29 protein-coding genes, 1 tRNA gene and 1 pseudogene are annotated in these 23,237 nt (G+C 42.5%); 12 read left to right on the top strand and 19 right to left on the bottom strand.

The annotated features are described in order from the left end of the window. The 3 genes from VL121_RS17525 (at nt 1) to fbp (ending at nt 2,612) form a co-directional block, all read left to right on the top strand. The gene (locus tag VL121_RS17525) at nt 1-813 is read left to right on the top strand and encodes a sugar phosphate isomerase/epimerase family protein (RefSeq protein WP_325407767.1); all 813 of its coding nucleotides are present in this window, start codon (nt 1-3) and stop codon (nt 811-813) included. Between the two features lie 9 nt (nt 814-822). Beyond that, complete coding sequence (locus tag VL121_RS17520; RefSeq protein ID WP_325407765.1) at nt 823-1,167, top strand: L-rhamnose mutarotase; 345 nt, start codon at nt 823-825, stop codon at nt 1,165-1,167. 431 nt (nt 1,168-1,598) lie between these two features. After that, entirely contained in the window at nt 1,599-2,612 is a 1,014-nt protein-coding gene (gene fbp / locus VL121_RS17515) for a class 1 fructose-bisphosphatase (RefSeq protein ID WP_325407763.1), read from the top strand. Nucleotides 2,613-2,803: 191 nt separating this feature from the next. Here the strand turns inward: fbp and VL121_RS17510 are convergent, their stop codons facing one another. The 3 genes from VL121_RS17510 to VL121_RS17500 all read right to left on the bottom strand — a co-directional run bounded on the left by VL121_RS17510 (nt 2,804) and on the right by VL121_RS17500 (nt 4,229). Further along, entirely contained in the window at nt 2,804-3,229 is a 426-nt protein-coding gene (locus VL121_RS17510; protein WP_325407761.1) for a hypothetical protein, read from the bottom strand. Then, on the bottom strand, nt 3,204-3,503 hold the full coding sequence (locus VL121_RS17505; protein ID WP_325407759.1) for a hypothetical protein: 300 nt from the start codon (nt 3,501-3,503) through the stop codon (nt 3,204-3,206). Before VL121_RS17505 ends, VL121_RS17510 begins: the two co-directional genes overlap by 26 nt. Nucleotides 3,504-3,788: 285 nt before the next feature. Then, nucleotides 3,789-4,229, bottom strand: a complete 441-nt coding sequence (locus VL121_RS17500; protein WP_325407757.1) for a VOC family protein — start codon at nt 4,227-4,229, stop codon at nt 3,789-3,791. Between the two features lie 366 nt (nt 4,230-4,595). Here VL121_RS17500 and VL121_RS17495 point away from each other — a divergent pair, with 366 nt between their 5' ends. Next, nucleotides 4,596-4,739 carry a hypothetical protein gene (locus VL121_RS17495; protein ID WP_325407755.1) on the top strand — a complete coding sequence of 48 codons (144 nt, stop codon included), beginning with the start codon at nt 4,596-4,598 and terminating at the stop codon, nt 4,737-4,739. Between the two features lie 134 nt (nt 4,740-4,873). Here VL121_RS17495 and VL121_RS17490 read toward each other — a convergent pair whose 3' ends face one another. From VL121_RS17490 to VL121_RS17480, 3 genes are read right to left on the bottom strand one after another with little or no spacing between them, the layout of a single operon-like run. After that, entirely contained in the window at nt 4,874-5,155 is a 282-nt protein-coding gene (locus tag VL121_RS17490; RefSeq protein WP_325407753.1) for a hypothetical protein, read from the bottom strand. Nucleotide 5,156: 1 nt separating this feature from the next. Then, nucleotides 5,157-5,753, bottom strand: a complete 597-nt coding sequence (locus tag VL121_RS17485) for a hypothetical protein (RefSeq protein WP_325407751.1) — start codon at nt 5,751-5,753, stop codon at nt 5,157-5,159. Further along, entirely contained in the window at nt 5,740-6,078 is a 339-nt protein-coding gene (locus VL121_RS17480) for a hypothetical protein (RefSeq protein WP_325407749.1), read from the bottom strand. The genes VL121_RS17485 and VL121_RS17480 overlap by 14 nt, the downstream gene beginning before the upstream one ends. A gap of 172 nt (nt 6,079-6,250) precedes the next feature. On the opposite strand from VL121_RS17480, the gene VL121_RS17475 reads away from it, so the two are divergent. After that, nucleotides 6,251-6,625: a helix-turn-helix domain-containing protein gene (locus VL121_RS17475; protein ID WP_325407747.1), complete on the top strand. Its 375-nt coding sequence runs from the start codon at nt 6,251-6,253 to the stop codon at nt 6,623-6,625. 28 nt (nt 6,626-6,653) lie between these two features. Here VL121_RS17475 and VL121_RS17470 read toward each other — a convergent pair. Both VL121_RS17470 and crcB read right to left on the bottom strand, forming a co-directional pair. Continuing rightward, nucleotides 6,654-6,726: transfer RNA gene (locus tag VL121_RS17470), tRNA-Thr, on the bottom strand. A gap of 79 nt (nt 6,727-6,805) precedes the next feature. Continuing rightward, entirely contained in the window at nt 6,806-7,177 is a 372-nt protein-coding gene (crcB, locus tag VL121_RS17465) for a fluoride efflux transporter CrcB (protein ID WP_325407745.1), read from the bottom strand. A 107-nt stretch (nt 7,178-7,284) separates the two neighbouring features. Here crcB and VL121_RS17460 point away from each other — a divergent pair, with 107 nt between their 5' ends. Genes VL121_RS17460 through VL121_RS17450 form a run of 3 tightly spaced genes read left to right on the top strand, consistent with a single transcriptional unit; the run spans nt 7,285 to nt 8,967 of the window. Beyond that, entirely contained in the window at nt 7,285-7,617 is a 333-nt protein-coding gene (locus VL121_RS17460; RefSeq protein WP_325407743.1) for an ArsR/SmtB family transcription factor, read from the top strand. 55 nt (nt 7,618-7,672) lie between these two features. After that, nucleotides 7,673-8,521 carry an arsenite methyltransferase gene (locus tag VL121_RS17455; RefSeq protein WP_325407741.1) on the top strand — a complete coding sequence of 283 codons (849 nt, stop codon included), beginning with the start codon at nt 7,673-7,675 and terminating at the stop codon, nt 8,519-8,521. Between the two features lie 14 nt (nt 8,522-8,535). Continuing rightward, entirely contained in the window at nt 8,536-8,967 is a 432-nt protein-coding gene (locus tag VL121_RS17450) for an arsenate reductase ArsC (RefSeq protein ID WP_325407739.1), read from the top strand. A gap of 142 nt (nt 8,968-9,109) precedes the next feature. Here VL121_RS17450 and msrB read toward each other — a convergent pair whose 3' ends face one another. Next, the gene (msrB, locus tag VL121_RS17445) at nt 9,110-9,589 is read right to left on the bottom strand and encodes a peptide-methionine (R)-S-oxide reductase MsrB (RefSeq protein ID WP_325407737.1); all 480 of its coding nucleotides are present in this window, start codon (nt 9,587-9,589) and stop codon (nt 9,110-9,112) included. A gap of 221 nt (nt 9,590-9,810) precedes the next feature. Between msrB and VL121_RS17440 the strand changes: the two genes are divergently transcribed. Beyond that, nucleotides 9,811-10,284 (top strand): MarR family winged helix-turn-helix transcriptional regulator, encoded by a 474-nt coding sequence (locus VL121_RS17440; protein ID WP_325407735.1) that lies wholly within the window; start codon nt 9,811-9,813, stop codon nt 10,282-10,284. Nucleotides 10,285-10,383: 99 nt separating this feature from the next. Continuing rightward, the gene (locus tag VL121_RS17435) at nt 10,384-11,934 is read left to right on the top strand and encodes a glycoside hydrolase family 10-like protein (protein ID WP_325407733.1); all 1,551 of its coding nucleotides are present in this window, start codon (nt 10,384-10,386) and stop codon (nt 11,932-11,934) included. Nucleotides 11,935-11,960: 26 nt separating this feature from the next. Here VL121_RS17435 and VL121_RS17430 read toward each other — a convergent pair whose 3' ends face one another. The 4 genes and pseudogenes from VL121_RS17430 to VL121_RS17420 form a co-directional block, all read right to left on the bottom strand. Then, nucleotides 11,961-12,794 carry a Fic family protein gene (locus tag VL121_RS17430; protein ID WP_325407731.1) on the bottom strand — a complete coding sequence of 278 codons (834 nt, stop codon included), beginning with the start codon at nt 12,792-12,794 and terminating at the stop codon, nt 11,961-11,963. A 114-nt stretch (nt 12,795-12,908) separates the two neighbouring features. Beyond that, nucleotides 12,909-14,018 carry a PA0069 family radical SAM protein gene (locus VL121_RS17425; RefSeq protein ID WP_325407729.1) on the bottom strand — a complete coding sequence of 370 codons (1,110 nt, stop codon included), beginning with the start codon at nt 14,016-14,018 and terminating at the stop codon, nt 12,909-12,911. A gap of 253 nt (nt 14,019-14,271) precedes the next feature. Next, nucleotides 14,272-14,685: pseudogene (locus VL121_RS21755) on the bottom strand (GxxExxY protein). A gap of 98 nt (nt 14,686-14,783) precedes the next feature. Then, nucleotides 14,784-15,398: a 2'-5' RNA ligase family protein gene (locus VL121_RS17420; protein WP_325407727.1), complete on the bottom strand. Its 615-nt coding sequence runs from the start codon at nt 15,396-15,398 to the stop codon at nt 14,784-14,786. A gap of 72 nt (nt 15,399-15,470) precedes the next feature. Here VL121_RS17420 and VL121_RS17415 point away from each other — a divergent pair, with 72 nt between their 5' ends. Continuing rightward, nucleotides 15,471-15,905, top strand: coding sequence for a LexA family protein (locus VL121_RS17415; protein WP_325407725.1), 435 nt, complete (start codon nt 15,471-15,473; stop codon nt 15,903-15,905). Between the two features lie 194 nt (nt 15,906-16,099). Here the strand turns inward: VL121_RS17415 and VL121_RS17410 are convergent, their stop codons facing one another. The 5 genes from VL121_RS17410 to radA all read right to left on the bottom strand — a co-directional run bounded on the left by VL121_RS17410 (nt 16,100) and on the right by radA (nt 21,237). After that, complete coding sequence (locus VL121_RS17410; RefSeq protein WP_325407723.1) at nt 16,100-17,062, bottom strand: aldose 1-epimerase; 963 nt, start codon at nt 17,060-17,062, stop codon at nt 16,100-16,102. Nucleotides 17,063-17,185: 123 nt separating this feature from the next. After that, nucleotides 17,186-17,698, bottom strand: a complete 513-nt coding sequence (locus tag VL121_RS17405; protein ID WP_325407721.1) for a glutathione peroxidase — start codon at nt 17,696-17,698, stop codon at nt 17,186-17,188. Between the two features lie 54 nt (nt 17,699-17,752). Then, nucleotides 17,753-19,141, bottom strand: a complete 1,389-nt coding sequence (locus tag VL121_RS17400; protein WP_325407719.1) for a hypothetical protein — start codon at nt 19,139-19,141, stop codon at nt 17,753-17,755. A gap of 16 nt (nt 19,142-19,157) precedes the next feature. After that, nucleotides 19,158-19,832, bottom strand: a complete 675-nt coding sequence (locus VL121_RS17395; RefSeq protein WP_325407717.1) for a ComF family protein — start codon at nt 19,830-19,832, stop codon at nt 19,158-19,160. Nucleotides 19,833-19,866: 34 nt separating this feature from the next. Further along, nucleotides 19,867-21,237, bottom strand: coding sequence for a DNA repair protein RadA (gene radA, locus VL121_RS17390; protein WP_325407715.1), 1,371 nt, complete (start codon nt 21,235-21,237; stop codon nt 19,867-19,869). 467 nt (nt 21,238-21,704) lie between these two features. On the opposite strand from radA, the gene VL121_RS17385 reads away from it, so the two are divergent. Then, nucleotides 21,705-22,388, top strand: coding sequence for a zinc metallopeptidase (locus VL121_RS17385; RefSeq protein ID WP_325407713.1), 684 nt, complete (start codon nt 21,705-21,707; stop codon nt 22,386-22,388). Nucleotides 22,389-22,446: 58 nt separating this feature from the next. Here VL121_RS17385 and VL121_RS17380 read toward each other — a convergent pair whose 3' ends face one another. Beyond that, the gene (locus tag VL121_RS17380; protein WP_325407711.1) at nt 22,447-23,193 is read right to left on the bottom strand and encodes an MBL fold metallo-hydrolase; all 747 of its coding nucleotides are present in this window, start codon (nt 23,191-23,193) and stop codon (nt 22,447-22,449) included. Between the last annotated feature and the right edge of the window lie 44 nt (nt 23,194-23,237).

The following is a 23,237-nucleotide window of genomic DNA, read 5'->3' as shown; positions in this document are numbered from 1 at the left end:
ATGAAATCTGCAGTAACGATAGCGCTGGTACCCCAAATAAAAAGCGGGCCATGGGTATTCTGGGAAAACATAGAAGACTCCATTGCCAAAGCGGCAGCCTTGGGATTTAACGCGGTTGAGCTTTTTACGGCTTCGGCAACAGCGGTTAATACCACCCTGCTGCAACAACTTTTAGAAACCTATCATATACGGATATGCGCAGTTGGCACAGGAGCCGGGAAGGTGGTGCAGGGTTTAACTCTTACAGATGCTGATGCGGATGTGCGTGCCCGTGCCATTGCGTTTATAAGTGAAATGATTGATTTTGGCGCAGCCTTTAGTGCGCCTGCCATTATTGGTTCCATGCAGGGAAACATACCACACGGTACTGAAAGAGCTATTGCTTTACAATGGCTGGGTGAAGGAATAAGCATACTGGCTAATAAAGCGGTAAAGAAAGGCGTACGCCTGATATACGAACCGTTGAACCGCTACGAAACCAATATATTCAATTGTTTCGCGGATGCCGTTGCCTGGTTAAAAACGCTTGATACAAATAATATACAATTGCTGGCCGACCTGTTTCATATGAATATAGAAGAAGCTTCCATACCCGAAACAATTTACCAATATGGCAGTTATATAGGCCATGTACACTTTGCCGACAGCAACAGGCGCGCCATAGGCATGGGGCATACACCCATGAGTGATATTGCAAAGGCTTTGCAATCCATATCGTACAGCGGGTACCTTTCCGCCGAAGTGTTTCCCTTGCCCAACAGCGATGCGGCGGCCAGGCAAACAATCAATGCCTTTAATACCTGGTTCAAATAAAAAACAATTATGCAAAAATTTTGTCTTACGCTCGACTTAATAGATGACCCCAAAAGCATTGAGGAATATCAAAACTGGCACAAGCCCGGGGTGGGCTGGCCGGGAGTTCGGCAAAATGATTTGGATGCCGGCATTACCAACATCGAAATATACCGTACGGGCAACAGGATGTTCATGATCCTGGAAACGGATGACAACTTTTCATTTGACAAAAAGAAACAGTTAGACGCGCATTGCGCCAAAGTGCAGGAATGGGAAGCGCTGATGTGGAAATACCAGCAGGCTATTCCCTGGGCGAAGCCCGGTGAAAAATGGGTGCTGATGGAAAAGATTTTCCAGTTTGAAGGGAAATGAGCAGTATACCTAATGCCCTGGTTCGTGTCTCACGAACCAGCTTCCAACTTTCAATAGTATGCAGTATTATGTCGGCTCTATATTGCGAGACATAGTCCCGGAAGAACATATTAATAGCGAAGTCGGGAGATTTCGTATAGCGGAACTAAGTATTATGCTAATCTAAAATGGCAAAATGTAAAATATATACCGCAAAAGATATGTTCAGCGCAGGGTCTCATGGCTTCTCACAATGGCTTTTTATGAATCCCCCCTGCGCGACTCAGAAAAGCAAACCCATGCGTGTTGCGGAGGCCGGCGGCAAAAATTTCAAAATCTCATTTCCATCCAAACACTAAGGCTACATATGGTCACTTTTCATGAGTAGAGTTTGTAATTAGCAATAAAAGCATAATATTTGCCTAACGATCGTTAGTATAATGCAAACCCGTATGGCTATCAACAGAAAAGTATATACCCTGGATGAATTCACGATTCAGCAGTTAAGGAATTTTCCCCACGCCACCGGCGAGCTTTCGGATTTGCTGAGGGACATTGGCCTGGCGGCAAAAAGAGTGAACGTGGAAGTGAACAAAGCCGGGTTAGCGGATATACTTGGAGAAGCCGGCATGATGAATGTACAGGGTGAAGAAGTAAAAAAATTAGACCTGTTCGCTAATAACCAGTTTACCGGTGTTTTACAACATGGCATCAGTTGTGCCGGTATAGCAAGTGAAGAATGGGACGACTATGTAGCTTTTGACGATGCGGTAAGCCGGCAATCCAAATACATTTGCCTGTTTGATCCTTTAGACGGCAGCGCCAATATTGACGTTAATGTTTCCATCGGCACCATATTTAGTGTGTATCATCGTACTACCCCAAAAGGATCAGTAGTTACCCTTGAAGATTTTATACAACCCGGCATCCGCCAGGTAGCCGCGGGTTATATTGTTTACGGATCGTCTACCATATTGGTATATGCTACCCGCCGGGGCGTAAATGGTTTTACCTTAGATCCTTCTATCGGTGAATTTTGCCTGAGCCATACGGATATTAAATGCCCGGTTCAGGGAAAAATATATTCCGTTAATCATGGCAATTTTTTTCTTTTTGAAGAAAGGGTAAGGACGTACATTCATCAATGCCAGGCCAAAATAGCGGCAGAAGGCGGACCCTATACCCAACGCTATATTGGCAGCATGGTGAGTGATGTACACCGCAATCTTCTTAAAGGAGGTATTTTTATGTACCCGGCCACAACAAATAAACCACAGGGAAAGCTAAGGCTCCAGTATGAATGCAATCCTTTTGCTTTTATAGTGGAGGTTGCCGGTGGCATGGCCACGGATGGGTATAAGCGCATATTGGATATTGTGCCGGCATCTCTTCACCAGCGTTCTCCCTTATTTATAGGCAGCAGGCAAATGATGGAAGAATGGGAAAACTGCAGAACGGATTTGTGAGATAGCTTCTTTCCGCGTTTGCCCAGGCGGGGCCTTCACAATCTTGCTACGGAGTGCAGGGTGACCCGGGCGATATCAAAACGCTGTAATTCCACTAAGGTTCAATTAAAAGGCGGAACGCCTATTGTATAAGATTTTTACGAGGGTATTTTCCTTTTGGCTTTTGACAGGTGATGTAGTGATTTGAGCTTTTAATTGCGGGGTTCATTGTTCCATAATTCTCCGGCGAGTATTTCGGCTACATATGTTTCGAGGCATTTTTGACGAAAAGCAAACCAAGTCTCTCTTTCATCCGATTGATGAATGATATGATTAAAATGACGGAAAGGCTTTCGGCCGGACAAGGCTTCCGACAACATTACCCCGATACGGCTTTCCTGCAGCGTATCTACAAATCGTTCCATAAAGGTAAATGACACCCCTGATTCCGGTGGATTGATGGTAACCGTTTGCTCCCAATCCCGGTCAATACGCTTCATGTCTCTATGAAAAAGATCCTCTTCTTCCACATCATCATCTGCATCTTGTTCCTCAAATATCATGGTATCAATAACTGAGCGGGGAATATCTATTTTTTCCAGGGTAGCAGGATTAATATAACAAACTATCCCGGCCACTAAGACTATCCGCCGTATCTTTTATAAGCGATACGTAACGTTCAGGGATAATAATTGCTTCGCTTACTGCGTCTTCTGCTGCATAAAGTTCATTCAGCATATAATGATGCAATTTTTCAAGTTGCTCCCGGTTGTCTTTACATCCCCGGAGCACTTTCAGGACTTCATCTAAAAGATCATTATTTTTCATTGCCTTTATCTTCTCATTTTCTTCAGGATTTCGTTGAAAATCGTATTGTCCATTTCCCGCAAAGTGTTTTTTGTGCCGGCGCATATATGGACGCCCTGGTTTTCAACACCGGGCTCAAAGAACGGGTATGCTTCACTGCTTGCTGGATACCGAGCGACATTGCATTTTGGTACGGAGTTCAATATTTTACACCAGGCGCCCATACAGGTATTCAACGTTACCATAATCAACTATCCGTTGCCGTTGGCCGCCTCCGGGAAAATAAAAAACATTTCACCCTAAAAACAGGAATTCCTGAAAGATCAATTGACGCATACACTAACTTTAATTGAGTAAAATGAAATAAACACTTTGGTATATAAAAGCCGGTTATTTTTTTTCACCGCAGTTAAACATCCATTGCACACCAAATTTATCTGTACAGGAACCAAAATAATCTCCCCAAAACATATCCTGCAGTTCCATAGTAATCTTACCGCCGGCACTAAGTTTATCAAATAACTCTTTCGTTTCTGCACGGGTATCCGGTTGCAAATTGATATAACTGTTATTGCCAAAATTTACCTTAAATCCCATGGATTCAGGCGCATCAGTACCCATTAACGAATGGCTGCCCAGGATACGCAACTCCACATGCATTACCAGGTTTTTATCTTCGTCTGGCACAGGCGGATTACCGGGCGAAGCCGGGATATCGCCAAAGCGCATGATACCATCGCCAAAAAACGCACCGCCAAAAACCGACTTATAAAAATTAAACGCTTCCTCCGTATTACGGGAAAAATTAAGGTAGGTACTAACGCTTGCCATGAGTATAACTTTTTTGATGAATAATAAGTGAGCTTTTTATCTTTTTGATAGAATAAAGGTATAAAGCGCTCAGGGATTTAGGGATGGGTGATAACGACATTTAAAGGGTGCTTTACGACAGAAAATAATACAAAACAGCGCAATTGCTTACCTCGCAGTTTTTATCGGGGGCTGTGGGCCTAAGCACAACAGGCAACTGCAAATCCGGCTATACGCTGCTACTCCGCCGCAAACCCAATACACAACGCCTTCAGCGGGGTATCCGCTACTATCCGGCAGCCTTTGAGCGAAATGTATCCAATCCCGGCGCTTTAACAAATCACCATCCCGCTTTTCTCCCGGCCTTTGCCCTAAATACAACAATCCATGGCAGGTATAAAAGTAATCATCACCGGGGCAACAGGCATGGTGGGCGAAGGCGTTTTGTTTGAGTGCCTCAGCAATCCGCAGGTAGCGGAAGTGCTCATTATTAATCGCTCATTAAAGTCTTTTCGCCTAAAAGTGTTTTAACCATGTAAAAGGTCGGGCGCGCAATGATCCATGCTGTTGTGCGGGGTTACGGGAATAATATCCTGGAGATAATTGATATCAGGGATCTGGCTAACGCATAGGGGCTTACCGTTTCCCGAACCAGTTTTCGGGTTTCATTGCTCATTTTTTAAAAACAACATATAATTAGCCTTAATTAACTGTGCCAGCAGCTCATAAAAATGGATAATGTTTGCCCGTTGCACTTCATTCCAGTCATTTATTTCCCCGCTGCTCAGCGCCAGCCTGAGCATCTCCCAAAGCCGTTCATGCGCGCTGCCCAGTCCATACATATCAAAAAACTTACAGATGGCTTTTTGAGCGTTTTCATCGGGCTCTTTAGAGCGGTACCAAAGTTCCTCTGCAGAAGAATGGTGGACGTATTGCGTGTTCATCATATCAGGATGGCTTTAGATTATGTAATAGTTTTTTATTCTTAGTAATCATATAAGCAAGATGGAGCAGGGATTCCATACATTGATACACCGGCACAAGGTTGCCCTTGTAAACTTTTTTTCTTCCTTCATAAGTAATAACGGCATCCAACATATCCAATAGCTCAATCCTTGCATAGTTGTGCGGGAATGTATTGCAAAAAGCGCTAACAGCCAGTCGCGGATCAGCCTTTTCCCTGGCGCTTAACAATATTGGATCGTGGAGCAGGTTAGTTGTTCTCCCGGTTTCTTTTTTCACGCTCTTTTTCTTTTCCGCTTTTTGTTCCGGCTTTCTGTTCTTGTTTAAAACATAGAAGGCCTCTGTGATCCGTAAAAGCTCATAACAAAAATCCATCATATCCTCCCGCACATTTCCCTCATCATAAGCACTCTGGTCATTTGCCAAAGCCAGTTGTTGCCAAAAAGCAATCTCCCTCCGAAAGTCGTTGGGGTGAAAAACATCGAATATGGCTGTAAGGCACAAAAAAGGATCGTCACCCGCTTTGTTCAAAAAGTGGTAGGATTTATGGTATCTTTCGCTTATGCTATTATCTTTTTTCACCGCTTAACAGTTGCTGCTGATCTGAAGAAATGTGCTTGCTCTTCTTCATTTTTCTCTTATTCTTATTATTGATAAGCCATGCGGCTTCCATCAGCATTTCCGTATGGGTGTAAAAGAAAAGAATATCAGACGCCGTTTCATGAACGGTGTGTTCCCGCGCATAACTCATCACACATCTTTCATACAGCTCCCATAAATTATTCCTGCAATCATCCAGCGTAAAACTGCTGAAGAAAGATTCCAAAGCATCTTTTGGGTTATCTATATTGCTGGATTGCATTCTTGATGGCCGGCTTGTTAACAGCCTGTATTCTTTATTTGTCATGCAAGGAAAATTATAGATGATACGTTTGGGAATTGTAGCTATCCGGGTAATTTTTTGATTCGTTTTTCATATATTTGGTAGTATTTCCTATGAAGCTTTAACTTACATCCAAGATACATCAAATATCTTGTTATTTCCAAACAAATTTGGTATTTTTTTTTAAAAAAATAGAATGACGGGGAGTTACTTACATAAAAATCTTAGGTTTTTACGCAAAAAAAACAAATGGAAACAGTCCGAAATGAAGGACAGGTGCGGCATTTCGCCAAACACCTGGTCTAATTATGAAAACAATGTAAGCCGGCCGGGGCTGGAGAAAGTAATAGAATTATCCAAAATATTTGGAGTTAATATTAATGACCTTTTACTGAGCGACTTAGAAAATGGCTCCCTGAAGGATGTACTTAATGGAGAAGACAGACTGCAAAGCGTATTAAATGAAGAAGATAGCCTTACTGCATGGGTAATATTGGGGCAATTAAAGCAGATAGACGAAAAGATAGACCAGTTGCTTTTGTCGCAAAACAAATCAGACAAGCAGGAATGAGCTAATAATAATACCGGGGATTTATTAGAGCCAACTATCGGATTCGAACCGATGACCCTTTCATTACGAATGAAATGCTCTGCCACCTGAGCTAAGTTGGCGTAAAAAGTAAAGGTATAATCTGCAGGATAAATGGCCATGGCAGTGCATCATTTATTCTTTATCTTGTTTAAAACCGGCTTATTTACCCGCTGCCATTCCGCCCACCGTAGCCAGTAAGCCCAGCAAAACACTCAGCCCGGCATATAATAAAAATTGCAGGTAATATCCCTGCTTCAGCAGCATCATATTCTCGTACGAAAAGCTGGAAAAGGTAGTGTAGCCCCCGCAAATCCCGGTAATTAAAAATAGCCGCCATTCCATACTGAGCATATTATCCTTAGCCGCCAGGGCATAAAATAGTCCTATTAAAAAGCAGCCGGTAATATTTGCAATAAATGTACCCGCAGGAAATACCATACTGGTGTGCCGGCTCAGAAGCCACTGCACCGTGTAGCGCAATATGCTGCCAATACCGCCGCCGATGCCTATAAAAAGTAGTTGTTTAAGCATATAATTCACAATAATGCCTCCGTGCAAAAGGAATACAAAAAAAGGATACTACAGAAAAATTTTTCTATTTTTAATATCAATCGTAATATTGCGATACAATTTAAGCAATGGGTACAACAAAAGCAGAAGCGTTTTCGGTAAAAGATAACAAGTTAGCAAAATATGCCAAAGCACTGGCGCACCCCGCACGGGTAGCCATATTGAAATTACTGATCAATAAGCAGGCCTGTATCTGTGGCGATATAGTAGACGGGTTGCCTTTATCGCAAAGTACGGTATCGCAGCATTTAAAAGAGCTGAAAGCCGCGGGTTTAATAAAAGGAGATATAGAAGGAGTAAAAGTTTGCTATTGCATAAATGAAACGGAATGGAATATCGCCAAAAATTACATGAGCGATTTGTTTTCATTATATAAAGGTCTTGCAGGGAAATGCTGCTAACTTTTTTTGAACAGATCAATCATACTATTTCGATTATACATTTTAAATTAAATATATGTCAGCACAGGAACAACTCAAAGCAATAGTAAGGCAGAAATACAGTGAAATAGCCTTACAGGATAAAGCAACCAACCAGTCATCGTGCTGCGGTGCCGGTGGCTGCTCCACCGAAGTATATAATATTATGACTGATGATTACAGCAAGGTGGAAGGATATGTTCCCGATGCCGATTTAGGACTGGGTTGCGGACTGCCCACACAGTTTGCGAAAATAAAGGAGGGCGATACGGTTATTGACCTGGGCAGCGGGGCCGGCAATGACTGTTTTGTGGCAAGAGCAGAAACCGGGGCAGCGGGTAAGGTAATTGGCATTGATTTTACGCCTGCCATGATTGTAAAAGCAAAGGCGAACGCTGAAAACCTGGGTTATACCAATGTTGAATTCAGGCAGGGTGATATTGACAATATGCCTGTTGCCGCCGGTGTGGCCGATGTTATTGTAAGCAATTGCGTGCTTAATCTTGTTCCTGATAAAGCAAAGGTTTTTAAAGAAATATACAGGGTTCTCAAACCGGGCGCACATTTCAGCATTTCAGATATTGTGCTGGTGGGTGAACTTCCCGGTAACCTAAGAAAAGATGCAGAAATGTATGCGGGCTGTGTGGCCGGCGCCATTCAAAAAAGCACTTATTTGGCATTGATACAGGCAAATGGTTTTGAAAATATACTATTGCAAAAAGAGAAGGCTGTCGTTATTCCGGATGACATCCTGAAAAGCTACCTGAACGAAAACGAATTGCAGAATTATAAAACAGACCAAACCGGCATATTCAGCATTACGGTATACGCAGAAAAACCCGTGTTAGAAAAGGATGCCTGTTGCGGATCCGGCTGTTGCCAGTAAATTAATACGTGTAAATGAAGCATATTTTAGTACTCTGTACCGGCAACAGTTGCCGTAGCCAGATAGCAGAAGGATACCTGAGACATTTTGCAGGCAGCGGGGCAGCCGTATACAGTGCCGGTATAGAAACGCATGGCGTAAACCCGCGTGCCATAGCAATTATGAACAACGATGGCATTGATATTTCAAAACATACTTCTAATAATATAGAAGAATACCGGCATATTAATTTTGATTATATTATTACGGTTTGTGACAATGCAAAGGAAAGATGCCCGGTTTTCCCTTCAAACGCGCAGCAGTTTCATCATCATTTTCCCGACCCTGCAAAGGCAAAAGGCACTGAGGAGGAGATCATGCAGCAGTTCAGAAGCGTAAGGGATATGATTAAAACCTATGCTTATGATTTTGTAAAAGAAAACATACCACATCCAAAAGGTGCATAGCCTATTCCTTTTGCCCGTTTATTTTCGCCGCAGATGCGCAGATGATTGCTGCGCATCTGCGGCTATCCTTTTTAAAATAGTATACTGCAGCCAGCATGGTCACACCTGCATACTGAATCTCATGCGCTCTTTTGCGCTGTAATCAGCCTGCTTTGTTTTCTGCTTTATATTTCTTTTCGGCCGCGGCTGCTTTTTCAAAATCAAGCACTACCCCGTTAATACAATATCTTAAGCCTGTTGGCGGAGGTCCGTCTTCAAACACATGTCCCAGGTGCGCTTTGCACCGTCCGCACATTACTTCTGTTCTTTCCATTCCTGCCGTATGATCGGGCGCATAAATAATGCTGCCTTTGGTAACAGGCTCGTAAAAGCTGGGCCAGCCACAGCCGCTTTCAAATTTGGTATCGCTTCTGAATAAGGAATTGCCGCAGGCCGCACAGTAGTAGGTTCCCACTTCGCTAAATTTTTCATATTTACTGCTCCACGGTCTTTCTGTTCCTTTTTTCCGGGCTATATAAAAAACGTCTTCGGGTAGAACATTTTTCCATTCGGCATCACTAAGGTTAACCTTCGATTTGTCCGTACGGGAGTACACTTTATTTTTATTATTTGTATTATCCATATACACTGATGATTTTTTTTGAGGTGGTTGTGAAAAACTACACTGGCAAAAGATCATGGGAACGATCAGTAAGGTATAAAGCGGTTTAAAAAACATGATCTGTAATTTTCAGGTTAAACAAATTTACGAAACATTACTAACTATGATGCTATGTGGTGTTTGACCGTAAGAAATCAACTTGTTTTTGAATATAATGTTAAAAATGATTTAAAAATATATTTTTGCAACAAACCATTAGCATGTCGTTAGAAGAGGATATCCGCCAGCCTGCATTCCGTAATGAACACCAAAAAGGCATTATCAATATGATCTATACCTGCAACTGGATTATGGAACGCCAGAAAAAACTTTTCAACGGGGAAAAAATTACACCGCAACAGTTCAATATCCTCCGTATACTGAGAGGTGCTTATCCCAAACCCATTTCTACCATGCAAATCAGGGAAAGAATGCTGGACAAGATGAGTGATACCAGCCGTATTGTAGACCGGTTAACAATAAAAGGGCTGGTGAACAAAAAAACCTGCCTCACCGATAAACGCCTGGTAGATATTGCTATTACTTCAAAAGGTATGGCTATGCTGGAGCGTTTGGATCGCAGAAATGAAGAAATGGATGCACTTTTACATGCACTGTCGCAAACGGAGGTAAAAACGCTCAACCAATTGTTAGACAAGATCAGGAAGCCGGATTAGAAGTGTATCCATTACTATGCTATTTTAAATGTATAATTGCAGGTTAAATTTGAAACTATCTTCAAAGGTTTATTGTTCCTTTATTATTATACTTGTTGCATGAAAATTCTGCTTATTCTCTGGGCTGCCGTTTATCCTTTTGTTTTTTGCGTTGCACAACCTAAATATGAATTTCGTGCCGCATGGATTGCCACTGTAGATAATATTGATTGGCCCTCAAAAGGCAACTATAATTCCGAGAGCCAGAAAGCGGAATACAGGAAACTGCTGGATATGCATGTGCAAAATGGAATGAATGCGGTTATTGTGCAGATCCGCCCGGCAACAGACGCTTTTTATCCTTCGCCTTATGAGCCCTGGAGTGAGTGGCTTACGGGTAAGCAGGGCCGCCCCCCGTCTCCTTATTATGATCCATTGCAGTTTATGATTGAAGAGGCGCATAAAAGAGGACTGGAATTTCATGCCTGGTGCAATCCCTACAGGGCGGAATTACAGATCGGCAAATCTTCCATTTCGCCTACCCATATTACTAAAATACATCCCGAATGGTTTGTAGCGTATGGAGGCAAAAGGTATTTTGATCCGGGAAATAAACAGGCCCAGGAATTTGTGGTGCATGTGATCCGCGATATTGTTAGCCGGTATGATGTGGATGCACTTCATTTTGACGACTACTTTTACCCCTACAGGATAGCGGGGCAGGAGTTCCCGGATGACAAAACCTATGCGGCGTATGGCGGGGGTATGGACAGGGGCGACTGGCGCAGGAGTAATGTGGATTCTATTATTGTTAAGCTGCATCGTGGTATCCGGCAGGAAAACCCGCACTGCAAATTCGGCATCAGCCCCTTCGGGGTATGGCGCAATAAGGACAAGGATAGTTTGGGCAGCGACACCAAAGCCGGGCAAACCAATTACGATGACCTGTATGCGGATATACTATTGTGGCTGAAAGAAGGATATATTGACTACGTAGTACCCCAGTTGTACTGGGAACACGGTCACAGGGCAGCGCCGTATGAAGTGCTGGTTGAGTGGTGGAGCCGGCACAGCTACGGTAAACATTGTTATATAGGATTGGGCATATACAAAGCAGGAACCAATGCCCGGTGGCGCGACAGGAATATTATTCCCATGCAAATAAGAGACGCGAGATCGTACAGCACCATACAGGGACAGGTTTATTTCAGCAGCAAATCTTTTTTAAAGAACCCTAACGGATGGAACGACAGTTTGCAGCAGCACTATTATCAACATCCCGCTTTAATTCCCCCAATGCCGTGGATAGACAGCATACCACCCGTTCCACCGGTAATTAACGCTATCGCCACCGAAGGCAATGTGCAGCACCAACAGGTAAGGATAAACGCCGCCTATATTGATAAAGAAAAACGCCTGCGGCAATTTGCCCTGTATGCTTTTTCTTCCTTGGAAGATACCGATATTTCCAACAGGGCGCCATTAAAACTCATCCCGGCTGTTTCGGATTCGCTGGACTATGTACTGGCATTATCCCTGTTGCCGCAATCCGGTAAGGAAATGTATATAGGATTAACCGCTGTAGATATTAATAATGTGGAAAGCGAGATCAGCATACTGCAAAAATTGGAAAGGGCAAATGAAAAATCCGGTTGGGAAATAGTGAGGTGAGCGTGAAAGTTTGAAAAAAGCTACAATTAAAAAATAAACTTCATTCCCCCTGATTTGTTATTGGCAACTTTTTGCGAATTATTTTGTACAGGATTTTGCGAAGCCTGATGCATTTCCTGTTTCATCCTGTTGATAGAGGTCTGAATAAAAAAAGATGATATTACATTTAAATCATTGTGCTTATGTGAAAACTTAAGTGCATTAATATACTCCTCTTTTTGTTTTGCTTCGATGATAACATATGGGTGGCCGGCTTTAGCCAGAATAAAATTTGACAAGAGTAGTCCAAGTCTGCCGTTACCGTCAGGAAATGGGTGGAGATAGATAAAATATTTGTGGAATTTGGCAGCTATTTCAATTGGATGAACTGTTTTTTTTTCTAATGCTGCTTGTGTCTGCTCCATTAAAGCCGGCACGTTGGCGATGCTGGTTTCATGATCAGGAAATATGGTGTCGCCTGCTGCCATCCTTGATTTGGTATATTCTCCCGGTGCATAACCTTTGGTATATTGAATCGTATTATTAGTAAGCAGCTTATGCGTATCTACCAGCAATTGTTCTGTCAGAGGTAATTCCAGGTTAGTAAACAGGTATTCAAAAGCTTTAAAGTGGTCTAAGATTTCATAGGCTTCAATCATGGATTTATTCTGAAGCTTCAGATTAAGCCCATGCTCTTTCAGTTCCTTTGTGTCGTTAACAGAAAAGCTGTTGCCTTCTATCGCGCATGAATAAGCTGAAAGGAGGATTTCATTGTATTCAAAAAGGGTTTCTTTGGAAAATGTGGATGTTACTCGTTTGTATTGTTCAAGCGTTGATTGATATTCAGTTAAGAGCTTTTCTATTGTATGATCATTACTCATTATGTGACAGTATACTATTTATGTACAATAAAAACGTGACTTTCAAAGATTTGTTTTGCTGCAAAGTTAGGCAATTATGAATGTTATGTTTAGCAGTCATAGTAAGGATTTATTCTAAAACAAGCTCCCCTGCTGTCCGGGCCTCCTGAAAATGGTAGTATCCAGTTCAAAGCTATCTTCATTCATGCGATACATTTTGCCGTACTTTTTATACTGTTGCGTTATGATCTCCGCTATAGCGCCTTCACCGCGCATACGAAGACCCCACCGGGTATCGTTTACTTTTCCATCGTGGCTCTGCTCTATTAAGTGCCATACCTTATCCGCCCTGCCGGGAAAATTTTTATACAGCCAATCGTGAAACAGGAATTGTATAGCGCCATTTAAACGGATGAATGTATAGGCGGTAAACACAGCGCCCACATCTGCCGCGGCTTTCATAATGCGCTGCATTTCGTGATCATTGAGTCCCGGGATCATGGGACCCATCATTACCCCCATGCGAATGCCGGCACTGCTTAATTCCTCTATCACTTTCAGTCGCTGTTTGGCTGTAGTGGTGCGGGGCTCCATCACCCTCCGCAAATCTTCATTAAACGAAGTAATGGAAACCATTGCAGATACCAGGCGCTTTTTGGCCAACTCCTGCAGCACGTCCTTGTCTTTAATGATCCACGCGTTCTTGGTAAGGATGCCAACCGGCTGGTTAAATTCATTGCACACTTCTAACAGTCCGCGCGTTAGCCGGTATTTTTGTTCTGCGGGCTGATAACAATCGGTATTGCCGCTCAGCATAATGGGCATAACCTCCCATTTGGGATGCATGAGTTGTTTGCGCAACAATTGCGGAGCGTTTTTTTTCACTATGATCTTTCGTTCAAAATCCAGTCCTGCGCTATAGCCCCAGTATTCATGCACATTACGGGCATAGCAGTAAATACAGCCATGCTCACAGCCGGCATAAGCATTCATGCTGTATGCCATGCCCACATCCGGACTCTCTACTTTATTTACAATGGTTTTCGACAATTGCTCCAGGTATTGCGTGGGGGTATTGTCTTCCGACCAGTCGTCAATGGCTTCCGCATGTTCCCTTGTACGCTCGTCTTTCAAAAAACGGTTTTTTGTGTTGAACTGCGCACCACGCCCCTGCAAATATTGCTCTGTTTCCTCTTTTGTTTTGGCGGAAACTTTATAGTGATCCTGCTTAAGTTTTTCTGACATAAAATTGATTCAAACTTGTTAATAAAATGGGATTAATGCCGAACTCATCTTCTTTGCACACGATCAGATAATCTGAAAAATTCCATACTTTTTTGTTTTGAAACACGGTGTCACAGAGACACGGAGGATGTCTTGTTCTCTACGATTCTTATTTTTTTGAAGCACTCGCGCGCAAAGCGCGGAAAATGCCTTTGTTTTCTCTGTAGCATAGTGTCTCCGCGTCCCTGCGTTCCAATACCAATTTGTCCGTTCATTACATAATCATTCTTTTAATTCCCTTTTTCATCAGGAGTACAGTAAAGTTTAATATATAACCTAAACGTTTTCCACTTAGTTTCAAATAATTCAGCACCTGTACGTCCCATACAGGATGGTAATACTCTTGTGCTTTTAATTCTACAACAACCAATCCATCTACAAGTATATCAATCCGCAGGCCTTCATCAATTACCAGTCCGTCAAATTGTAACCGGACAGTCTTTTACCTTTCAAAAGGAATATTTCTCTTACCCAATTCACAGCAGAAACATTTTTCATATACACTTTCCATTAATCCGGGGCCAAATGCTCTATGAATGCACATTGCAATATCCATTACCTGGTTAGCTAACCACTGCGCTCTTGCTGTAAGTGGCTCGAAATCTTTTTGCTCACTACTATTTACCATTGACGTCTTATATTTAAATCAGTTCATGTTGTTACAAAGTGTGCAGGTGTGCAATTAGCCACGTTGGCCTACAGTAATAGGGCGGCATACCCGGGCAACTATCCAAACAATTCTCCCTGTATTGTAGCTACCGGTAAATTCTGGAATGCGAACCGTTGAACAACCTGGTAGGCCATTTCGTTTTGAGCCCGCTTCAGCAGCAGCATGCTATCCGTAATAAAGCGGCCGGTAAATTGCCTGTTGCTGTATTCCATCCATGCTTTTTCATACTGCCAGGGTTGCAGGTTACGCGCTACCGTTAGATGCGGCTCCATTATAAAATGCGGCTTGTTATCATCATTTAATTTCATTAAGCGCTGCCCTTCGCTGCGTACCTGTTTAATAAGCTGCTGCAGCGGAATTTTAGTTGCCACATTAATATAAATGCTGTGAGAAGGGAAGCTGCCGTAATCGCGCAACTCTGCCTTAAACGGATATTGACCCATACCCACGATTTTGAGCCGGTTCACAATGCGGGCTTCCATCATTTCGTATTGCACAAATTTTGCCAGTGTAATATGGGGCAAACCCCACCGTGCCTGCGCACACTGGTAAGTTGCAGCAAAACCTTCTTTTACTTTTACAATTTTGTTCCATAACTCTTCCGGCGGACGCAATACCAGCAGGTATTCGTTAATGCGGTAACCGGGCAGCATTTGAATATTATTATCCATAAAAACCATTTTGAATGATCAGATATTTAGCATAAATTTACTAAAATTATTAGTAATTACAAAAACAATTATATGGACGGAGAAATTACTTACACCAGCGCCTACCGGGGTTCGAAGCGGTTTAATCAATGGAATGTGGCGCATGCCAATGCTACAGGCTTTAGCGCTGCCGCGGATGACTATATGGAAAGAGGTATTGACCTGAACGAACAACTGATCCGTAACAAACCGGCTACTTTTATAATGAAAGTGAGCGGCGAAGCGATGATTGATGCCGGTATTTTTAGCGGCGATACGGTAATTGTTGACCGTTCGGCGAAAGCCGTTAGCGGTAAAATAGTGATTGCTGTGCTTAATGGTGAAATGCTGATCCGGCGGCTGGAGAAAACCTTTAATAAAATAAGGCTGATACCCGAAACGCGTAAACTGTCGCCAATAGATATAGACCCCTCTGCCGCCGATTTCTCAATATGGGGAGTGGTTACTTATTGTATTCATGCGGTGTGAGAATCCGAAGAGAATATAAAGCATCAGGAATCAAATCACAAAAAATAAACCTGTTCGCCGCGGTGGATAAATCTCAAATACTAAATCCGAAGACCATAGCCCGAAATTCCAACAATAAGGGGGTAGTAAGAAGCGAAAGAAGACGTATTCAGCCTGTCGGTAGTAGTAAGTGGCTGATAGCTGAAACCTAAAAGCTACAAACTTACCGCCTCCTTCCTTATGGTATACTGTGTTAAGAAGCTGGTACTGGCTCCTGCCGCGAGTGTAATAAGTCCGATGCCGTTATTAAAAGAATCGGGTGGTGCGCTGAGGTTCTCAATAGCAATGCTTTTACGGTGGGGTGGAATGTAAATTTGTAAATAAGGATAGCTCTTTTGGGGCCTTATTTCCAATTGCCACCCCGTAGCGGGATCGCGTAAAATGCACATGGGCTGCGCTTCGCTGAAATCCAGCACAAATGAATTGTCTAACGCAGTTTCACCAATGCGTGCAGGCGAAGTGAACGCGGTGTTAGGCAATAGTTTCCCGGAAGGAACAAGATTAATGAATTCCAGCATTTCCCGCGACTGGAAATGCAATTCAAGCTCATCTACCTTACCACCAAAAGTAAAATAAGGATGCCAGCCGTCTGCCACAGGCAATGGCGAAACGCCTGTATTTGTTATAGTGGTTATAATGCTTAATGTGTTTCCCTTTTCCAGGTGGTATTCAACACTGCAGTTATACGAAAAAGGATAGCCGGCATCATTACCTTTATATTCATGTAATAGTGCTATACATGCCGAATTGTTTGACGCCTGTTCCTGCACCAACGCAAACGGTTGTTTGTACAGGAATCCGTGTATGGCAGATCCATTAAGCAGAAAATGATTAAGCTGGTATTGCCGGCCATTAAAACGATATACCCCGTTGGGTATCCTGCAGGGGAAAGGTGATAATTTTAATCCTTTAAATCCATTAGCTTCAGCTTTTTCGTCAAATTCCTTTTTGTTGCTATAACTGTCAATAATATTGATGAAGCTATTGCCATCCTGCACAACAAACGCATGCAGCATGGCTCCGCAACCGGGTACAATCTCTACCGTAGTTTGGGCAGTATGATCTGTTAAAAGAACTTTATCAAATCCATTATGCTGATGTTTTTCTATTGTAAACATTCCCCTGTGATTTCGCTCCAAGTTAATATAACACATGCATAAAATGCCGCTCAACCGATTGCGTAAATTAAAATACCCGTACACCTAATGTATACGGGCATTTCATATTTTTCTTATACCGGGTTAATTCAGGTATTTCAATACCTCTTCACTCATGGGTTTTACTTTGCTGGGGAAAACAGTAACCAGCTTTCCTTTTTCATCTATCAAAAACTTAGTGAAGTTCCACTTTATGGGATTCTTGATACCGATCTTTTCCGCTTCGGCATCAAGATATTTAAACAAGGGGTGTATATCATCTCCTTTTACAGAAACTTTTGCCGCCATAGGAAATGTAACGCCGTAATTTTTTTCACAAAACTCCTTTATCTCTGCATTGGTACCCGGCTCCTGCCGCATAAAATTGTTTGCCGGAAATCCTATAATCACCAGCTTATCTTTATACTGCTCATACAACTGTTCCAGGTCTTTATATTGCGGCGTAAACCCGCATTTGGAAGCTGTGTTTACAATTAATATCTTTTTTCCTTTGTATTGGGAAAGATCAATCGTGCCGCCTTCCAGCCCGTCTACTTTAAAATCGTAAACAGAGGAGGCAATCGTTAAAGCGAGTGTTACCAATAATAAACGTATCATACCGAAGAATTTATAGTAAGATACAAAGTTGATGTAAAAAAACCGAATCCGGCGTTAATGTTTTGTATAACAGCCCAGGTCAGGGATGCCCGTTCTTTCTTTCCCATCGAGATCATTGCTGATGGAAACGCTCATACCTGCGCCTATGGCCGGGGAAATATTTTTACCAATGTGAAAATCAAAATACCGCCTGCCGGCATTAATACTGTCAAATAAAGGATCCTGGTTAGCAATGCTGTTCATTAAATGAATATCCGGCGATATATCTTTTGCCTTATATAGTACGTGATCAAAATCTATGTTAAAAGCAGCGTTCCCCTTTTTGTTTGTATACACTTCGTTTTCCACATTATCGCCCCCGGCCCATACCATACAATTACGAAACAGGGCATTGAGACCATAACTGTTGCCTGTCTCATCTGTATTACTTAGGGTTAACACCGGTTTTTTATGGTTGATATAACTATTGTCGTAGCTCACTACAGTACAATACGTGAACCGGTATGTTCCGCCGGCGCTTATAACAATATTGGATCCGCAGTTACTGATCAGGCAGTTTACAGCGTCAATACCCGAACCGATGGATAATATACCCGTATCGTATATATTATCTATTATGCATTCGCTCAGTTGCAGCTTGGGTAATGTGTTAGTAGCGGGTCCCACGGCAATAATGCCCTGGTAAGCATTTTTAATGATGCCATATTGGATACTATTATTTATACTGCTTTCCCTGAAATAGATGCCCGGCCAGGATGACGGGAGATCGCGGTATCCATGGTCTAACCTGTCGCCTTGGAAACTTACCCGATTTGCCGCTGTTCCGTTCACTATCAAGGTACCGTCTACAATAAATGGTGCATTGGCATGTAAATAAATACGGCAGCCCTCTTCTATAGTAAGTGTACTGTTTTGCGCAACCTGAATTCCGCCCGAAATAACATAGGGCAATTTGTTGTTCCAGGTAGTATGCGTATCAATATAAAGGTTGCGCACAAAATGAGCGTTTTGCCCGTATGCTTCCAGTTGAATGTATTTTTGATTGCCATTGTAGTTTACCTGGATGCTGTCCTGCACAATAAACGGAAGATCAGTTAAAGAGGGGTCAATGGTAACGGAAACAAATACATACAGGCTGTCGCCCGCGTTCATCTCCACATTACTTAGTTCTGTTGCAGCATTTCCATCCACATTTATTTTATATGCGGAGCTGGTGCCTCCCATGAGCTTTATGCTGCTTAATTTTAATTTTTGCGTATTACTGTTAATGATGGTAAAGTATTGCGTAACTGATCCAACGGAAGTAAACAGGGTGTCAAACCGGAGCGTGTCGGCGGTAATGGTTAATGCTGCGTTTTCGGCAGTAATGAAAGTTTGCTTTTTACAGGACATAGCGCCCTCCAGCAAAAACAAAAACAATAAAAAATAAATGAGTCTTTTCATTTGTACGTAAAATTCTTTAAGCGGCGGCATAGGCCAAAGTGGCAATACTTAACTGCACATCCGGAACATCTTCCAGGATGGCATTGCCGCAGGCCTCTATGGTGGCGCCGGTGGTAATTACATCATCTACCAGCAATATATTCTTTTGCTGCAGTTCTGTATTTGCGGCACACATAAAAACACCTTCTACATTTTGCCACCGTTCCATACGTGTTTTATGGGTTTGGGTAGTAGTGTACCGTGTGCGAAGTACAGCATTGTTCAATACCGGTACCTGCAAAACCGCCGCAATGCCTTCGCACAATAAGGCCGCCTGGTTATAGCCTCTTTTATATTCTTTGTCGGGAAAGAGGGGTAAAGGAATAAGTGCATCCGGTACTTGAAACCTCGCGGATGCTTGTAATGTTTCCCCCATCAGCGTTCCAAAGTAATGGGCCAGTTCTTTATTGTCTTTATATTTAAACTGGTGAATAAGCTGTTGCAATAAAGAGTCTTTAGTAAAATAATACTGACTCATTGCGTTGTTACACATTAGCCTTCCCCATAACGCTTTTTCAACGGGATTGCCGGGCAACGATGCGAAACCGGTTTCATTCAGGTGCTGGTAGCATTTCAAACAAATCAGGTGGTACCCGTTAATAAGATCACTTCCACAACCATTGCACAGGTGTGGGAAAAGAAGATGGGACACGCTATTGAAAACAGTTTTTATCAGGCGTCTTATTTTAAAAAAAATATTTGTACAACTCATCCACCCTGCTCATGGTTACCAGCTCAATGCTGTAATGTTGTTTGCTTAAGCCCTTTTGATTGTATTTGCTGATGATCATCTTCTCAAACCCTAACTTTTCCGCTTCCGCAATACGTTGCTCTATACGGTTTACGGCTCTTATTTCACCGCTTAGTCCAACCTCGCCGGCAAAGGCAATCTGCTGGGGCAGGGGAATGTCTTCATAGGAGCTTAGCAAAGCCCCTACCATGGCCAGGTCTATAGAAGGATCTTCTACTTTTAGCCCTCCTGCAATATTCACAAATACATCTTTCATTCCAAAATGAAAGCCGCCTCTTTTTTCCAGTACGGCCAGCAGTAGCTGAAGCCTGCGCAGGTCAAAACCACTGCTTGTTCTTTGGGGAGTTCCGTAAACAGACTGGGTAACCAGCGCCTGCACTTCTATTAATAAAGGCCGTTGTCCTTCCAGCGTAGCGGCTATAGCTATACCACTTAGCTGTTCTTCTTTTTGGGTGATCAGTATTTCGGATGGATTGGATACCGGCCGCATACCCGCCCCCGTCATTTCATATATTCCTAATTCGGATGTGGAACCAAAGCGGTTCTTAAGGGTGCGCAGTATCCGGTAGGCATAATGCTGATCGCCTTCAAACTGAAGTACCGTGTCAACCATATGCTCAAGGATCTTGGGTCCCGCAATGCTTCCATCCTTGGTAATATGTCCTATTAAAAAAACCGGTGTGTTGGTTTCTTTGGCAAAGCGTTGAAACTCGGAAGCGCATTCCCTGATCTGAGACACGCTTCCTGCCGAAGATTCAATATAGGGCGAATGCAAAGTTTGAATGGAATCAACAATAACTAACTGCGGTTTTAATTTTTTAATTTCCTGGAATATATTTTGTGTTGATGTTTCGGTAAGCAGGTAAAAGTTTTCGTTCCTGATATTGAGGCGGTCGGCACGCATTTTAATCTGCTGTTCACTTTCTTCCCCGCTAATGTATAAAGTAATCATATCGGTAAGCAGCAACCCGTTTTGCAGGAACAAAGTTGACTTGCCAATCCCCGGTTCACCTGCTACCAGTACTAAACTTCCACTTACCATACCACCGCCCAGAACCCTGTTCAACTCTGCATCAGGCGTAATAACCCTTCTTTCTTCGCCGGCAGCTATTTCATGCAGTGCAATTGTTTTTACTTCGTTGCCATTGTCACTATATCCTTTCCATCCCTTATTATTTTTTGACGGTTTTTCAATAAGCTCTTCTACAAAAGTATTCCACTCGCTGCATGAAGGACACTTTCCCGTCCATTTAGCAGATTCATAGCCGCAATTACTACAAAAGAATGCAGTTTTTATTTTGCTCATGCGCTAAAGATAAATAAGATTTACAGGATTGTAAGATTATAGAAAAGCGGATAAAACAATCGTAAAGAAAGTGGGAAGAAGATAAGTTGCGGGGGTAAAAGAAAAAGTATTTCAAAGTTAAAGGGTCAACTTTCGCTGACCCTTTAGTACTTACTAACCCATTAAATTCTTGCACTAAATTACAAATTGCTCAAACATAACAAAATTAATTTTAGCCCTTGTGAATAACTTTTTACCCGGTAAGGGAGGTCATATATCGTAGTTAGTTAACTATAAGTCAATTAGTTATAAAAATAATTTAAATGCTGAAATGCCTGCTTATTTCGTCAAGTTGTCAGTTGTATATTTTTAAAAATAATGCAACTGACAAAAAGACTTTAGCCCCGCAGCTTTACCGGATTTAATGGCAATATTTATAAATGGTAGGTAGTTTGCTATACTTATAAACTATTAAATACTAAAAGACTATGGGATCAATTTGGGTGGTATCGCTCATTTTTGTTGGAATTAGTATGCTGGTAAGCATGCAGTTAAAGGGAAAGTTTGCCCGTTACAGCAAAATTGGCCTCGCCAGTGGCTTAACAGGTAGGGCAGTGGCAGAAAAGATGTTAAAAGAAAACGGGATATATGATGTTTCTGTTAATGCGTCCAATGGTTTTTTAACCGATCATTATAACCCATTAAATAAAACCGTAAACCTTAGCCCGGACGTATACAACGGGGTATCCGTAGCCGCCGCCGCTGTAGCTGCCCATGAGTGCGGTCATGCTGTTCAGCATGCCACCTCCTACCGGTGGTTAATGTTAAGAAGCCGCCTGGTACCCATTGTGCAATACAGTTCTACGCTGGTGCAATGGGTTTTAATTGGCGGGATACTCCTCATCAAGGTATTTCCTTCCTTATTACTCATAGGCATTGTGTTATTTGCGCTTATAACCATCTTTTCAGTGATAACCCTGCCGGTGGAGTTTGACGCCAGTAAAAGAGCCCTGGCCTGGCTGCAGCACACTAACGTTACTAATGTACAAGAGTACCCTATGGCAAAAGACGCTTTAAAATGGGCTGCCATGACTTATGTGGTTGCCGCTATAGCGTCTATAGTTACGCTTGCGCAATACATACTTATTTATGCAGGCAACAGAAGAAATTAAACGATTTTATTTTTATATACATACTCCCGGCAGCATAACCGGGAGTATTTTTTTGCCCCTATTTAAAGTTCCACACCGGGTTTTTCACATCATGATAAAAAAGGAATGTCCACAATTCCTGCTGGCCCTGTTGCCACCATTGCTGCCGCAACTCCATACATTTTTTGCCATCATAATCATATTTGGCTACAAACCTGCTTTTCATCTGGTGTAACTGGGGAGCGTCATCTGCTCCAAAAAAAATGGTCTCGCCATTTTCTTCTATCCAAAATACCTGGTGCCAGGGACTGTGTGCGCCGGTAACCTCGTAACGGATATAATCATCAATAACGCCATCGCCCTGTAAAAAGTGCACATTGTCTGCCCGCTGCAGTATTTCAATTTCACCTGGTATATAAGAAGGGAACCCTTTTTGCAACGCAAACGATAGCTCTTCCTGTTGTATATAATAAGTAGCCTGGGGGAAGCTCAGAAACCGTTGGTTAAGGATGCTGTTGTGCATACTCACACCGCCGGCGTGATCTTTATGGAGGTGACTCATCAGTACTTTGGTGATGTCTGCAGGGCTAATATCATGGCTGATGAGATTTTGATGGATCTGTAATGTGCCATCCGCATTTGCAAAACCTAATCCCGTATCGATCAGTAAAACATCTTTCGCGGTAACAACAACAAATGGCTGAATTTCTACCAGCAGGCTTCCGGCAGGCCTTTGCTGCAAATTATCACTGGTAAGGTTAAAAGGCACAAACTCTTTGGACTGATCTATCGTAAAAGCGCCTTCGCTTAAAGGAATAATTTTCATAAGGCAAATGTATTGACAGATAGCAGATAATTTCAAATCTTAAA

This window comes from Agriterribacter sp., from assembly GCF_035497235.1.
In the GTDB taxonomy this organism is placed as follows: Bacteria; Bacteroidota; Bacteroidia; order Chitinophagales; family Chitinophagaceae; genus Agriterribacter.
This window is presented reverse-complemented; position numbering and strand designations above follow the sequence as displayed.